Below are 15,095 nucleotides of genomic sequence, written 5' to 3' on the forward strand. Positions count from 1 at the left end.
TTTTTTTGTTTCCGGTAACGGAAATGTTACGCCACCTTTTGTATGATGCCGGTAATCAATCAAAGATGCTTTCACTAGAGAAAAACAATGGCCTGACGGTCTCACATGTCGGCCTGAACCAAGCACTGTCTGCAGAGAACGGGGTCCAGAAAATCTGTACGTTTCCGGGAGGTCAGGTTATGGAAGAGGCACTTAATTTGAAGGAACTGTTTTTCGTGATCAGGAAGAATGTGCTGCTTATTATCGGTGTGACAATTCTTGCAGGGGTTGCGGGCGCACTTTACACCCATTATTTTGTGAGTCCGCAATATGAAGCAACAACCCGGATCCTGGTGAATCAGCTTGACAGTGGCAAGTCGACGCTCTATACAACCAATGCGGTCCAGACCAACTTGGAACTTGTGAATACGTACAGCGTGATTATTGATGACCCGTCAGTTCTCAATCAGGTCATTCGGAACCTGAATTTGAATATGACGGCGGACCAGCTTGCTGGAACATTGACCGTGAATACGGTGCAAAACTCGCAGGTCTTCTCACTGACAGCGAAGACAGGGAGCGCGGAGCAATCTGTTCGAATCGTGAACAATGTGGCGCAAGTGTTCCGAATGCAAGTGAAAAATGTGATGAATGTCGATAATGTCAGCATTCTTTCACCAGCGACGCTGGCATCAAATGCGACAAAAGTATCGCCGAGTCTTAAGATGAATACCACTATCGGCTTGGCTCTCGGCTTAATGGTGTCTGTCGGGCTTGCATTTCTTCTGGATTATCTGGATGACTCGATCCGTACGCAGAAAGATGTGCGGCGGAAACTCGGACTGCCTGTCGTTGGAGTTATCTCCCATATGGGTAGGCGGCAAAGGCAGATGCTACGGATAAAGACTTTGTCGGAGGAATCACCGCAGAACGCGGTAAGCGGAGGTGTGAAACATGCTGAAATCAAGTAGATGGAGAAGTCCCGGAAAACCGCTGAATCTGATCATTCGAATGAAGAGACGGTCACTGTTCGCGGAGCAATACCGTTCCATCCGGACAAGCCTAGAGGCGCTGGAAAAAAACGGGCCGCTCAGATCCATTATGGTCACGTCATCTCGATCGGGGGAGGGTAAATCGACAACCGCCGCCAATCTCGCCGTCGTCATGGCGCAAAAAGGGAAAAAGGTGCTGCTGATTGATACGGATCTGAGACGGCCGGTACTGCACATGACTTTTCAGAAGACAAACAAGGCGGGACTGAGCTCAATCCTGAGAAATACAAGAGAACTTTTTAACGTGATTCAGAAGACGGAAATCGTCAATCTGTCCGTCCTGACCAGTGGCCCCGAAGTGGCGAATCCGTCGGACCTGCTTAATGCACCGGACATGAGCGCGATCATTGAGCAGGCGCTCAGTCTGTACGATCTTGTCCTTCTTGACTCACCGCCAGTCCTTGAAGTCACCGACACACGTATGATTGCCGACTGCTGCGATGGTGTGCTGCTTGTCGTCAGAAGCCGAAGCACGGAAAGTGATCTGGCGCTAATGGCCGCGGAGAATCTTTCTGAATCTGGAGCCAGAATCTTGGGCGTTGTACTTAACGACGCACGTGCCAGCAAAAAGGGTTATTACATGGGAAGCTACTGAAGATGTGACACATTGATTGCTCACTGCCCTACTATTTTCTTGTAATGGAGGAAATCGGGATGGCCCTAACCGGATTGAAACTAAATGATCGTGATTACGAAGATGAAGGAATTTTAAAAGAAAGTGAACGTGACATTGAACGTGTAGGTCACCGCAGCGTCTATCTGCTTGTGAAAAGGTTGACGGACATTCTGCTGTCCGTCTTCGGCCTGATAATACTGAGCCCAATGTTTCTGGTTGTTTCTGTTCTGATTAAGCTGGATGATCCAAAGGGAAAGGTCCTGTTCAGGCAAACACGAGTGGGGGAAAATGGCAAAGAATTTGTGATGTATAAATTCCGGTCCATGATCCCTGATGCGGAGCTTTTAATGGATCAGCTTCTTGACCTCAATGACACAAGTGGCCTGATGTTCAAAATTAAGGAGGACCCGAGAATCACAAAGATCGGACGGCTCATACGTAAGACGAGTATTGATGAACTCCCACAGCTCTGCAATGTCCTGAAGGGGGACATGAGTCTTGTCGGACCGCGCCCCCCGCTTCCCAGGGAAGTACGCGCTTATTCTGATTATGACCGGCAAAGGCTGGTCGTCAGGCCGGGCTGCACGGGTCCCTGGCAGGTGAGCGGCCGGAGCAGTATCGGGTTTGATCAGATGGTTGAACTTGATCTTTACTATATTAATCACAGAAGTTTTGCGATGGATATTAAATTGATTCTTAAGACGGTTTTTTTGTTATTTGGATCTAAAAATGCGTTTTGAGAGGGGGTCAGCAGTGATGGAGAGAAACGCTAAGATCTATGTGGCGGGCCACAGGGGACTGGTCGGATCCGCTCTAGTGAGAAATCTTCAGAACAAAGGATTCGCTGGCATAATCTGCCGCACCCATGAAGAGCTGGATCTGAGAGACTATCAGCAGGTTGGGAAATTTTTTAGGAACGAACAGGTAGACTATGTCTTTCTGGCGGCTGCAAAGGTCGGTGGGATTCTCGCAAACAGTCGGTATCCTGCCGACTTTATCAGAGATAATCTGATGATCGAAACCAATGTGATTGATTGGGCTTTTAAAACCGGCGTGAAAAAGCTGCTTTTTCTAGGCAGCACGTGCATTTACCCGAGAATGGCTGAACAGCCCATCAAGGAGTCGGAACTTCTGAATGGAAAGCTGGAACCGACGAATGAGGCTTACGCCATGGCCAAGATCACCGGGATTAAAATGTGCCAGGCGTACAATCAGCAGTTTGGCACCCGTTATCTCTCTGTGATGCCGACCAATCTTTATGGCACTAATGACAATTATGACCTGTCTTCGTCCCATGTCCTGCCGGCGCTGATCAGAAAGTTTCATGAAGCGAAGAGAAACAGCGCCCCCTATGTAACGATCTGGGGAACAGGTCAACCGAAACGTGAATTCCTTCACTCTGACGACCTTGCAGATGCTTGTGTCTACCTGATGAATCACTATGACGGGTCTGATATTGTCAATATTGGCGTCGGTAAGGAGCTGACGATCGGGGAACTTGCGGAGCGGATCAGAAGGTTAGTCGGTTATCAGGGAGAAATCCATTTTGATGAATCGAAACCGGACGGAACGCCAAGGAAAATTGTTGATGTCTCAAAGCTAAATGCTCTTGGCTGGAAAGCAAAAATCTCACTGGATGAAGGATTGGAAAGGACTTATCAAGACTTTTTGCACAGTTTTAGCGGTGTCTTGGACTGAATGAACACATATGAATGGAGGGATGAGCATGAAACGGGCATTAATTACCGGTGTAACCGGACAAGATGGTTCTTACCTGTCAGAATTTTTAATCAAAAAGGGATACAAGGTATTTGCACTGAGAAGGCGGACGAGCACGCCAATCTATGTCAATGTCGAGTCTTTTAAAGATCAACTGAATTGGATTGACGGCGATCTGACCGATTTGTCTTCGCTGATCCGTGCGGTTCAAATTTCTGATCCTGATGAAGTTTATAATCTTGCTGCTCAGTCTTTTGTCGGCACCTCCTGGGGGCAGCCGCTCGCAACCGGAGAAATTACCGGGATCGGGGTTGCCAATATGCTGGAAGCAGTCCGGCTGATGAAACCAGACGCGCGTTTCTATCAGGCATCAACGAGCGAGATGTTCGGCAAGGTAGCTGAGATCCCTCAACGAGAAACCACGCCCTTTTATCCAAGAAGCCCTTACAGCGCGGCAAAATTATATGGGCACTGGATGACGGTCAACTATCGGGAGAGCTTCAGCATGTTTGCCTGCTCAGGTATCCTGTTCAATCATGAATCACCAAGACGTGGCCTTGAATTTGTCACCCGAAAGATTACCAATACGGTGGCCCGTATCAAGCTGGGACTCAGCGATGAACTCCGGCTCGGCAATTTGGACTCAAAGCGCGACTGGGGATTTGCCGGAGATTATGTAAAAGCTATGTGGCTGATGCTGCAGCAGGAGAAACCGGATGATTATGTTATTTCAACAGGAGAGACACATACAGTCAGGGAATTTGTCGAGATTGCCTTTTCCTATGTGGGCCTGAATTGGAAAAAGTATGTCGTTCAGGATGAGCGCTTCATGCGGCCTGCGGAAGTCGATCTCCTTCTCGGCGATTGCTCCAAAGCTGAGAAACAATTGAACTGGAAGAAAAGCGTTAACTTTGCCTCGCTGGTACACATGATGGTTGATTACGATTTGGATCTTTACCAGAGTGTTGTTGAAGAGCGAAGAATGGTGCTGTAAGCATGATGAAACGACATCTGCTGGTCATCGGTCCGATGCCACCGCCCATTCACGGTGAAAGTTTGGCGATCAAACAACTGATCGACTCGAAGGAAGTCCGGAGTGCCTTTCATCTGACCCTGATCAATACGAATAGGAAGAGGACAGATAAAGGCGGGAAGTTTGCGCTGTCTAAAGTCTTTCAGGACATACGTATCCTGGTCCGTGTTCTGAAGACGGTAAGAAGGAACACCGTTGACATTATGTATCTGTCGCTCTCCCAGTCACAGTTCGGATTGATCCGGGACGCCTTGTTAATCCGGATGGCTGGAAAGAAAACAGGCCGGATCATCGCTCATCTGCATGGAAATAATCTGAAAAACGTACTCGATACGATGAATCCTCTGATCAAACGCCTTGTTCTCCCCGCGCTCGAACAAATTGAGTCGGGAATTGCTCTCAGCAGAGGGCTTGCTTTTAATTTTATGAATCTGCCCAATCATGTGACCGTCGTCCCTAATGGGATTGCTTGTGACTATTTTACGGAACAGGAAATAGCTGAAGCACGTGGCGGTCATCCTGACGAACTATTTTTCAGGATTCTTTATCTAAGTAATCTGATGGAAACCAAGGGGTTCGCCTTACTGATCCAGGCCGTGACGGATCTATTGGAGGAAGGGCTTCGCGTGGAACTGAATCTTGCCGGACAGATTTACGACCGACCGTTGTTCGACCGGGTGATGCATGAAGCTGAAACAGCTGGGTTCAAGTCAAACATCACCTATCTCGGAACGGTGACCGGAGAAAGAAAGAAACAGCTGCTGCGTCATGCCGATGTGATGGTACTTCCGACCGCCTATCCAATAGAGGGACAGCCGATTTCGATCATCGAAGGGATGGCCTCCGGTCTGCCGATCATATCCACGGATCAGGGCGCCATTCCGGAACTAATTGGAGAGAGTGGCATCGTTCTGAAAAAGGCCAGCCGAAAAAGTCTGGCTCGGGCCATTAAAGAGATCATGGGTGACAGTGACTTGTATCGGCACCTGTCCGCAAGCAGCCGGAAACGTTTTCTGGAGCACTATACGCTTGAACATTATATCGGCGGGTTAATCGCCGTTTTCAATCGAGGTGGACGAGATGAAGAAAAAGATCGTATTCGTGATCAACTATTTCTATCCTGATCCGGCATCCACAGGTCAACTGCTGACGGAACTGTGTCTGTCGCTCCAACATGACTTTCGAATCACCGTGATTGCGGCGCAGCCGGGAACCGATGTGGGGGGACACTCTGACACCAGCCAGTTGTTTGAAGAGGGGTTCCTTCAGGACATTCGCGTTGTCCGGCTGAGACTGCCTGAAGTAGATAAATCGTCGAAATTCAGCCGAATCCGTTATATTCTGATGTATTTTATTATGGCGAACATTGCGTTGTGGCGGGAAAAATCCGTCAACATTATTTATACGATCTCAACACCTCCGGTATTAGGTGGTGTCATCGGAACGATTGGTAAATTTATAAAGCGTTCGAAACATGTCTATAACATTCAGGACTTCAATCCAGAGCAGGCGGAGGCAGTCAGTTATTCAAAAAATCAGCTGATCTATAAAGCTGCCCGGGCGGTCGACAATTTCAGCTGCCGCTATGCAAACAACGTGATTCTGGTCGGACAGGATATGCTTGAAACACTGAATCAGCGGTTCGAACGACGGAAACTGCCCCATTACCAGATTATCAATAACTGGACCGATGAAACGGACATTCTGCCCATGTCGAAAACAGAACCGCACGTATCCCGGTTCCTTGAAGAAAATGGACTGGCCGACAAGTTTATCGTGATGTATTCGGGAAATCTAGGTCTTTACTATGATCTGGAAAACTTGATCAAAGTGGCAAGCGATTTTTCTGATCTGACCGATCTGACTTTTGTATTTATCGGAGATGGGGCGGTCAAATCAAGGATGGAGCAGTTTGTCCTTAAATCAGGGCTCAACAATGTCACTTTCCTCCCCTTTCAGTCCAAGAGTTTTATCCGATATTCACTTAACGCGGCAGATGTTCACCTGGTTGTGAACCAGCGCGGAATCAAGGGTGTCTCGGTTCCAAGTAAGATTTACGGTGTCATGGCTGCAGGAAAACCCGTTCTCGGCGTTCTTGAACAGGGTAGCGAAGCGGAACGGCTGATTTCCGCCTCCGAGTGTGGCAGAGTTGTTGAGCCGCAGAATTATGAAGGAGTATCCGGGTTGGTCCGGTATTTTTACGCTTTGGATGAAAATGACAGAAGAAAGATGGGCCTCAATGGGCGTCATTATCTGGAACGTCACCTGAAGAAAGAAGATTCAATCGCCAAGTATGGCGAAATGCTGACGAGTCTGCTGGAGGAAGGCTGACTCGTTCACCGGAGGTGCTGAGGCATGCATTCTGAAATAAGTGTGATCGTTCCTGTTTACAATGTGGAACACTATCTGCAGCGCTGCATCAACAGCATTATTCAGCAATCTTATACCCATCTTGAGATCATACTCGTCGATGATGGCTCTACGGACTTTTCAGGAAGGATCTGCGATCTGTACAAGAAACGGGACAAACGGATCAAAGTGATCCATCAGCCCAATTCCGGTCTTTCCGAAGCCAGAAATACCGGAATTCATGCGGCAACGGGAGAATATATCGGATTTGTTGACAGCGATGATTTCATTCATCCGGATATGTATCTCTCTCTCTACCAGATGATGGAGGAGAACAACAGCGATGTGGCTGAAGCCGGATTCGAGAAGGTGTACGGCAACGCACCTGTTCTCCGAGAAGCCGGGGGCGGGAATGTCACGGTTTATTCTGGACATCAGGCAGCGGTGAGCGGGATTGTTAATCTCAGATGTACCACCTATTCCTGGAACAAACTGTATAAAAGGCAACTTTGGGATCAGATTACATTTCCGAAGGGAAAAATATTTGAAGATGAGTTCACGACTTACAAGGTCTTTCATGCTTGTAACCGTGTTGCAGTCACTGACCAGAAACTCTATTACTATGTGCAGCGAAAATCAAGTATCGCTCATTCACAATTCTCTCTTAAGATGCTCGATCATTGTGAGGCGCTTGATGAAATGATCCGGTTCATTGAAAAAAATAATCCTGAAGCATTGCCGATTGTTTCCATTAAATATATGTTCAGTAATATTTGGCATCTTCATAGCCTGATGGTTCACAGGAAAAACATTCCGGATGCGATGATGGTCATTAACAGGAGGGTTCGGGAAATTTTGTCCTGCAGTAAGTATCTTGGCCGGAAAAGGAATTTATCTGAAGCAACCAAGAGGATCCTGGGGGATCACTATTCCAGCCTTTATGATCAAAGAAGGAAAATCATCATTTTACTGTTTCTTCTGAGAAGATCCCTCTATTTTTTCTTTATTACACTGTCCTGTCGCGATTTTGCCAAACGTCACCTTACTTTACAGCGTGGGAAACTGTCAACTTGAAAGGATGTGAAAGTTCGGATGAATCTGTTTATTTATGCTGCGGCTTTCTTGTTCTGTCTGGATGATTCACCATTCATGTTTGGAACCGGGTATCGGCCGCTTTCCATGATTTTCATCCTGCTCTATGTCCTTTCAAATCTTCCCTGCCTGTTCCGTCTGACCTATAAACGGCTTGAATTTTATATTCTTATTTTTATTATGATCTGTTTGGGCATCTCGTTTGCGGTATCGATCATGAATCATTATCGTCTCACCGGATCAATCAGCGCGGCGCAGACCATCTTTGCCGGACTGATCAGTTACCTCGCCTTTAAGATCTTTGCGAGTCATGCGAAGGATCATCCAGAAGAATATACAAAGTTGTTATTATGGATCGTTCGTGGTTACGGAATCGCCGTCTTTGTCGGGTTCCTACAATTTATCTATATCTATGTTTCGGCGAATGGCGCGATTGCTTCATTGATTCATATCTTTGTTGAGCGGACAGATTTTATTACGAACAGCCGGATTCACTTCAGCTTTTCCGAACCTTCATTCATCAGTCTTCATACGAATCTCTTATTGTTGCCTGCCGTCATTATTCTTAAGAAGAAGGGTCTTTTGACACGAACGCACAAGTTGATCATAGGCGCATTCTTCTTTCTCGCATTGTTTGCACTCTCGGTTCGTCTCTATATTGATTTGATCATTTTTATTCTGGCGTATCTGTTTTTCACCACGAATTCAAGGATTTTTCTCAGAAGGGGACTGACCGTACTACTGGCGGCAGGGAGTGCTTTCGCCCTCACGTATTTTATCTTTGTTCAGAATATATTTGGCCTGACCTCCTATCATTTCTACAGAATGGCCGATCTGATTACGAATCCTTCGGCAGCAGGCAGCGATATTTCCACCCAGATCCGCTCGACTTATACATTGATCGGATTTCAGTCTTTTGCCGATCATCCTCTGACCGGTTATGGACTCGGAAACTATCATTACGCTTATGTCGCTCATTTCGGCCAGATTGATCCCGGCCTAGTCGGCCGGGCGCAGGAGCTGACCGATTCGCTGAACGATTATAATCTTCATACTTATGATATGTATGCCAGACTTGCGTCGGAAACCGGTGTTCTGGGTATTATTCTGGTCGCTCTTCTTTTATGGCTGGTTATAAGCGTCCGGAGCGGAAATTTTTCAAAAATGATGATCTTTCTGCTTGCTTATTCCCAGCTGCAGTTTGATTCTTTGTCGCTGATTCCCTTATACTTCTGGCTGGTCATGTTGCAGACGGATTTTATCGCTTCACTTCACATTGCCTCCGAGACGCGCCATGCAGCGAGCGGAATCAATGTCAGTGAATTGAAAAGAGAGATTCTACTGAGGTGAACCGAATGAATGTGAAGAAGAATTATCTGTACACACTGGTTTATCAACTGACTGTGATGCTCGTTCCATTAATTACAGTCCCTTACGTTTCCCGCGTACTGCTGTCGGAAGGGGTCGGCATTTTTGCCTACACGTCATCGGTTGCTCAGTACTTCTCACTGATCGGGATGCTTGGCATCGGAGTTTACGGAAATAAAATGATTGCGATGAGCCGTGACGACAAAAAAACGATGAGCGAGAATTTTATCGGAATATACCTGCTTCAATTTATACTTTCATCAGTATCTGTTTTTGGTTATTTGATTCTTGTCTTCCTGTTTATTCACACAGACCGGCAGATCGCTCTGATCCAGACCGTGGCACTGCTTGGAACGCTGGCCGACTGTTACTGGTTCTTCAGCGGACTGGAGCAGTTCGGAAAAATCGTACTTCGGAATATTCTGATCAAGGTCACTGGACTGATCGCTATCTTTATTTTTGTCCGACATGCGGGAGATCTTGCCCTGTATACCTGGATCATTTGCTTGACCACTTTTCTCGGTCAATCAGTGATGTGGCTTTACATTCGCCGGCTCATTGTTTTTGTCCCGCTATCCTGGAGGATGGTGACCAAACACTTCAGGCCGACGCTGGTCTATTTCCTGCCAGAAGTTGCAATGCAAATCTACTTTGTGTTGGACAAAACGATGATCGGCATTCTGTCCGCGAAAAGCGAAGTTGGTATCTATGATTACGCAGACAAGATCCAAAAGATGGCCCTTTCTATCGTAACTTCGCTGGGGACGGTGATGCTGCCGCGAATGGCCCATACGTTCGCAACCGGACAGTTTGACAGGGCACGGGCTTATCTTGCGAAGTCACTGGACTTCTCCACCCTGCTCGCGATACCGATCATGTTCGGTCTGGCCGGTATCGCTCAGGAATTCGTTCCCTGGTATATGGGGAACAGTTTTATAAAATGCGTCAATGTCCTAGTTCTGATCAGCCCGACGGTTTTCCTGATGGCGTGGAGCGGTGTTTTTGGTACACAATACCTTGTCCCGCTTGGGAAAATGAAGGAGTATACCCTGTCGCTCTATACGGGGGCCATCATTAATTTTACGATTAACTTGCTGCTTATCCGTTCTCTCGGCTCGATAGGCGCATCGATCGGAACGCTTGCCGCTGAACTATCGGTGACACTGGTTCAGCTGTATTTTGTAAGAGCCGCTGTTCCTTTCAGAAAGATCCTGCCCAGGATGGCTCTCTATCTGTGTGCCGGAACAACGATGTACCTGTTGGTCCGAAGTGTGGGGATGCATCTGGGTGTTTCCGTGATGACTTCGTTTATTCAAGCGGGTGCCGGAGCACTTTGCTACTTCGTGATCATCATCATTTTTGAATATTTCATGAAGGGCGGAATCGTGCTTAATGAAATAAAGAGAAAATTTATGAGAATGAATGAGGGATTGAGCGATAGCCGATAAAAAGTTGCGCCAAGAAAAATACCCCGCGGGTATAAAGGAAGAAGGGACCGGGATGTTTCAGCGCCCCCGTATCAAAAGCCTAATTGTTGTGATACTCGTATTCCTTGGTGTTCCAGTGCTACTTTATCTCGCAGTCAATCACGCCAATGCACCGAAGCAAACGCCACACAGGACCACTTTGTCCGCCACGTCAAATTCCGCCTTCTTTCAGGTTAAAGCCTCTCATGTATCTGGAGATGGGACGATCGATGATACCAACAGGATCCGGCGGATTGTTCAGGAAGCTGCTGCGGTTGGCGGCACGGTCTTTTTTGAAAGAGGCACCTACCGGATTTCCGCGCCGGTTAGCATTCCTGCCGGCGTTTCAATCCTTGGATCCGGCTCCGGACAGACTGTTTTTAAAGCAGCGGAACAGAACAGTGATCACCTTTTTACACTCGGCGGGAATCAGACTGTCGAAAATGTCGGTTTTGTTTCCCCGATTGGTGTTCAACCTGCAGGTGACGGGATCATCATAAACAACTGCCGTTTCCAGAACAGTGTCCAAGGAATCCAGAATTCAGTTACCGTCCGTGACCTGACCGTCATTAATTGCCTGTTTGAACAGTCGGGATACGGCATTCTTTCCAACCAGCAGCCCAGTTATACTGTTCGGATTATCAATTGTCGGTTCTTAAATAATTTTGGGGATGCTATAGAGGTTAATGCACCCAGTGAAGACTGGGTCATCGAGAATTGCACCTTCAGAGGCATCACCAGTACAACAAAAAATGCGGGATTCGGTGTTGGTGCAGCCCTGTCGGCTCAAAAAATAGTGATTAAAGGATGTACTTTTGAACGGATCAATGGCCAAGGCGTTCACGTCGAGGATCACGCTCAGGTCGCTGTCATGAACTGCATCTTCAGAAATAATGGTGAAAAAAATTATCCCGGTAGTCCTGAAGCGGATATTGCGGTGCTTTCGCAGGCGACCATCAGCGTCGACCACTCAGTTTTTCTGGCTTCTGATCCGAGTTACAGCCGATTGGCCATTTACAATACTGATTTGCCCGTTGGCGGAACAGTCACCGTCAGATCCTCTAAATTCTACAAGAAAGATATGGGTGCGCCGATCACATCAGAACGCAATAGCTTTTTTAAATAATACAGCCATTGCATTCATCCCCGTTTTCTGGAGTGTTTGTCATTCAGCCTTCTTAAGATTTCTTCCTCCATTTTAAAATTCATTCGAAAGCTCCCCTTTGAATGTTCACTCAATATCACCTCAAACGTTTCATCACCGATAAATTTTTACCATTTTGGCGATGCATCATGAACAAAATAAGTTCATTCTATGGAATTTCTATGAAAAGTGTCGATGAAAGCCCGTACATTTTGTCGAGAGATTGCAAAACGTGTCGTATGGTAATACAATCCATTTATGTTTCAAAATAATAGTTTCATAGAAAAGAAGGGAGAGACTAATCGTAAGACCCATTGGGACAGAATTAAGGCTCTGCAAAAGGGCAGAGCCTTGCATGGTCATTGAATCAAGAACAATCCCAATTGAAAGGTGAGTTAAATGTTTCACACTACATCAATGAGAAAATGGATCCTGCCAGCCGTGACACTCATTCCTCTGATTTTTGCTGCTCTGACCATTTATGTACATAGAGATCAATTGTTTGACGGGACATGGGCTATTGCCAAGTCATCTCCAAAAATAATCAATGTCAAAAGCTTCGGTGCGCGTGGAAATGGAAAAACAGACGATGCGAACGCTGTCTATCGAGCAGTTAATGCTGCTGCTGCGTCCCACGGCACCGTTTATTTCAGCAAGGGAACCTATCTTCTTTCTTTTCCGATCGAGATTCCCCGTTATGTTTCAATCTCTGGAGCCGGCATGACCCAGACCACTTTTAAAACGACCAATCCGAATACAAACGATATTTTTTCACTGAGAGGTAATCAGACGATTAAGCAAGTAGGCTTTGTTGGCAAGATTGGCATCTGGCCGATGGGTGACCATATTACTATCGACAGTGTTAAATTCCAGACTTCGGTCCAAAGTATCCAGATGGCGTCCACAGTCCGCTATTTTACGGTCACTCATTCTTTATTCACTGGTTCGGGATATTCGATTCTCTCCAACCAACATCCGAGTTACAATGTCACAATCAGTCATAGCAAATTCCTGAACAATCACTCAGATGATATCGAAATCAATGCACCAAGCAGATGGTGGACGATAGACAGCAACACGTTTAGCGGGATTACCAGCAATACCCCGAATGCCGGATTTGGTGTCGGCGTTGCCGTCGGGGCAAAAAATATTGTGATTAAGAATTCTTCTTTTAATAATATTGCTGGACAGGCGGTGCACGCTGAAGATGGGTCACAGGTATCCATCGTTAACTGTAAGTTCCAAAATAACGGCTTTATCCATTATCCGGGCAGCCCGGAAGCGGATATTGCGGTTCTGTCCAGAGCCAATGTTTCGGTTAGCAACAGCTCTTTTTATAAATCCAACAAATGGTACAGTAAACTAGCCATATTCAATACGGACTGGCCCGTCGGCGGGAAGCTGTCTGTCAGTTCCTCACGATTTTACTCAAAGTATATCTATCAACCGGCGCTGCTTAAGAAATCCCGGTTTTATAAATAAAGTTTAATTGATTGTTTCAATACTATATGAAATAAGCCGGTGGAACCGTTCCGCCGGCTATTTTTCTCGTTCGGGCGGCCTCTTTTTTAATGTAAACTTTTGCGTATCAAACAAATTGATGAACCGGTGTACGTACAGCCAAAAATATTGGACAAACCGGGACTGTTGCTGGCCAGTTGAATGCATGATTCGCGACATTGTCACCGGATCAGGTAAAATTTCCCGTTTGAAAAAAGTCCATCTTTGCTGCAGTGTGTCATAATCATCCATTTGTCTCATCCGTCTGACGAACATGGGCCAGGTGGGTTCTGACCCCCTGTCTGTGCCGATGATTCTCTCACTCCACCATAGATGTTTGCCAGCACTTTGAGGAAGCGGCAACGGAGCAGTCTCATGAAGATGCGGAAATGCTTTGTACACAAGGGACAGAGAGTGAACGATACGTCGGTAAGTACGCTCCCGCCGTGCGAGATCAAAAAGCTCCGGATAATCCAGCTCTCTTCCTAAGTGATGGATCATCTGAATGATATCGATGAAATATTTCCAGTTGTTGAATTCATGATTCCAGCCATGTAGGCAGATCAGGTAGAACATGCGGAGGTCGGACAATTCCATAACATGTTGATATCCCGCCAATGGAACCGCAGTGGCCCAGACCTGGTCTATATTCAGAGAGGACGTTTCTTTTCTTAGTACATGCCAATGCAACTCAAGACAAAGATCGAAATGGTAAGTTGGAATGAATTTATGGAATACTTGATGAAAGTGTTCCGGTTCGTATTTGACGTCACTGCTAAATCCAAGGCTTTGGATTGCTTCAACTGCGGCATTCATTTGCTGCGGTCTGATCAGGATATCAAGATCGGAGGTGCTTCTTGCACTGAGCGAACCAAAATATTTTTTTGCAAAAAACGGCCCTTTGAACGGGATGACATTGATGTCCAGACGTTCGAAACAAGCAAGCAGCCGCTCCATTTCTTTGGCAATCATGGCACTGATTATCATATGATGCATCGAGCGCACTTTTAACGTCTTCTGAAAGAAAAGCGGTGTCAGGTGAAGACGATGCTCCTTTTTCAGCAAGAAATAGAGCTGCGACGAAATCAGCCACGAAGATGAGTCATCGAGCACTTGTTGATAATAGGCGACTTCTTTTGGAAGAGGTGATTGCGGATTGAATAACGCACGCAGCAACTTCAGCATGTTCTCTGCTCCTATCAGGATGAGTCATCAATCAGGATAAAGATATTCCGGTTTCTACTAATTCAATCATAGGCCTAATGGTGTTACACTAGTGTTACCAAATGAAGAACCTTAAACAAGAGTTTTAGATTTAAAAAGTGGCTATGTTAAGATTCGCTGTTTATTGATTGAAGCGGATTGTGCGTAGAACGTAAGAGCCTGAAGCTAAAAAGTGAAGAGAAGCGAACACATTCAAAAAAAAAGTTAAAAAAAGGAAACGTGGGGGCACGTTTCCCTGTCTGAATACAGAGATAAGTTGATTTGAAAACTTGCTGATTTCACTTGTTTCCGGAGTTACGTTGTCCAATTAATCTTTATGATGATAGCCGCTTGGATTGCTGAAATGATCTGGAGCCAAGACGTCAGTGTGGAACTGAATGCTTTCATGGCTGATGATTTCAGGACGGATTACTTTTGTTTCCTTTTCCATGTTTGTCACCTCTTCTAAATGTGATTTCTGATCGTTCACGATTCAACAGAAGTATCAGCTCAATACGTCATGTATTCGGATAAAGTTTCGAAAGAAAAGGGAAACGTAAGGGCACGTTTCCCT

At 46.2% G+C, this 15,095-nt stretch carries 14 protein-coding genes; 12 read left to right on the plus strand and 2 right to left on the minus strand.

What is annotated here, in order from left to right:
- Nucleotides 1-179: 179 nt before the first annotated feature.
- The 12 genes from E4665_RS03100 to E4665_RS03155 all read left to right on the plus strand — a co-directional run bounded on the left by E4665_RS03100 (nt 180) and on the right by E4665_RS03155 (nt 13,300).
- Entirely contained in the window at nt 180-950 is a 771-nt protein-coding gene (locus E4665_RS03100) for a YveK family protein (protein ID WP_167815091.1), read from the plus strand.
- Nucleotides 934-1,626, plus strand: a complete 693-nt coding sequence (locus tag E4665_RS03105; protein ID WP_135347347.1) for a CpsD/CapB family tyrosine-protein kinase — start codon at nt 934-936, stop codon at nt 1,624-1,626. The genes E4665_RS03100 and E4665_RS03105 overlap by 17 nt, the downstream gene beginning before the upstream one ends.
- 59 nt (nt 1,627-1,685) lie before the next feature.
- A complete protein-coding gene (locus E4665_RS03110) occupies nt 1,686-2,387 on the plus strand; it encodes a sugar transferase (RefSeq protein WP_135347348.1) in 702 nt (233 codons plus the stop codon).
- Nucleotides 2,388-2,403: 16 nt separating this feature from the next.
- Nucleotides 2,404-3,345 (plus strand): GDP-L-fucose synthase family protein, encoded by a 942-nt coding sequence (locus E4665_RS03115; RefSeq protein ID WP_135347349.1) that lies wholly within the window; start codon nt 2,404-2,406, stop codon nt 3,343-3,345.
- Between the two features lie 28 nt (nt 3,346-3,373).
- Nucleotides 3,374-4,360 carry a GDP-mannose 4,6-dehydratase gene (gene gmd, locus E4665_RS03120; protein ID WP_135347350.1) on the plus strand — a complete coding sequence of 329 codons (987 nt, stop codon included), beginning with the start codon at nt 3,374-3,376 and terminating at the stop codon, nt 4,358-4,360.
- A 2-nt stretch (nt 4,361-4,362) separates the two neighbouring features.
- Nucleotides 4,363-5,523 (plus strand): glycosyltransferase family 4 protein, encoded by a 1,161-nt coding sequence (locus E4665_RS03125; RefSeq protein WP_135347351.1) that lies wholly within the window; start codon nt 4,363-4,365, stop codon nt 5,521-5,523.
- Nucleotides 5,480-6,730 carry a glycosyltransferase family 4 protein gene (locus E4665_RS03130; protein WP_135347352.1) on the plus strand — a complete coding sequence of 417 codons (1,251 nt, stop codon included), beginning with the start codon at nt 5,480-5,482 and terminating at the stop codon, nt 6,728-6,730. Before E4665_RS03125 ends, E4665_RS03130 begins: the two co-directional genes overlap by 44 nt.
- Before the next feature lie 24 nt (nt 6,731-6,754).
- A complete protein-coding gene (locus E4665_RS03135) occupies nt 6,755-7,822 on the plus strand; it encodes a glycosyltransferase (protein ID WP_135347353.1) in 1,068 nt (355 codons plus the stop codon).
- An 18-nt stretch (nt 7,823-7,840) separates the two neighbouring features.
- Nucleotides 7,841-9,190 carry an O-antigen ligase family protein gene (locus E4665_RS03140; RefSeq protein ID WP_135347354.1) on the plus strand — a complete coding sequence of 450 codons (1,350 nt, stop codon included), beginning with the start codon at nt 7,841-7,843 and terminating at the stop codon, nt 9,188-9,190.
- Nucleotides 9,191-9,195: 5 nt separating this feature from the next.
- Nucleotides 9,196-10,656, plus strand: a complete 1,461-nt coding sequence (locus tag E4665_RS03145) for a flippase (protein ID WP_135347355.1) — start codon at nt 9,196-9,198, stop codon at nt 10,654-10,656.
- 52 nt (nt 10,657-10,708) lie between these two features.
- On the plus strand, nt 10,709-11,800 hold the full coding sequence (locus E4665_RS03150; RefSeq protein WP_135347356.1) for a glycosyl hydrolase family 28-related protein: 1,092 nt from the start codon (nt 10,709-10,711) through the stop codon (nt 11,798-11,800).
- A gap of 417 nt (nt 11,801-12,217) precedes the next feature.
- Nucleotides 12,218-13,300 (plus strand): glycosyl hydrolase family 28-related protein, encoded by a 1,083-nt coding sequence (locus tag E4665_RS03155; protein ID WP_135347357.1) that lies wholly within the window; start codon nt 12,218-12,220, stop codon nt 13,298-13,300.
- 57 nt (nt 13,301-13,357) lie between these two features.
- On the opposite strand, the gene E4665_RS03160 is transcribed toward E4665_RS03155, so the two are convergent.
- Together E4665_RS03160 and E4665_RS18650 are read right to left on the minus strand one after the other, a co-directional pair.
- Nucleotides 13,358-14,503: a nucleotidyltransferase family protein gene (locus E4665_RS03160; protein WP_135347358.1), complete on the minus strand. Its 1,146-nt coding sequence runs from the start codon at nt 14,501-14,503 to the stop codon at nt 13,358-13,360.
- A gap of 346 nt (nt 14,504-14,849) precedes the next feature.
- Nucleotides 14,850-14,972, minus strand: coding sequence for a hypothetical protein (locus E4665_RS18650; protein WP_277752202.1), 123 nt, complete (start codon nt 14,970-14,972; stop codon nt 14,850-14,852).
- Nucleotides 14,973-15,095: the final 123 nt, after the last annotated feature.

The sequence above is a fragment of the Sporolactobacillus shoreae genome (genome assembly GCF_004684935.1).
GTDB classification, from domain to species: Bacteria; Bacillota; Bacilli; order Bacillales; family Sporolactobacillaceae; genus Sporolactobacillus; species Sporolactobacillus shoreae.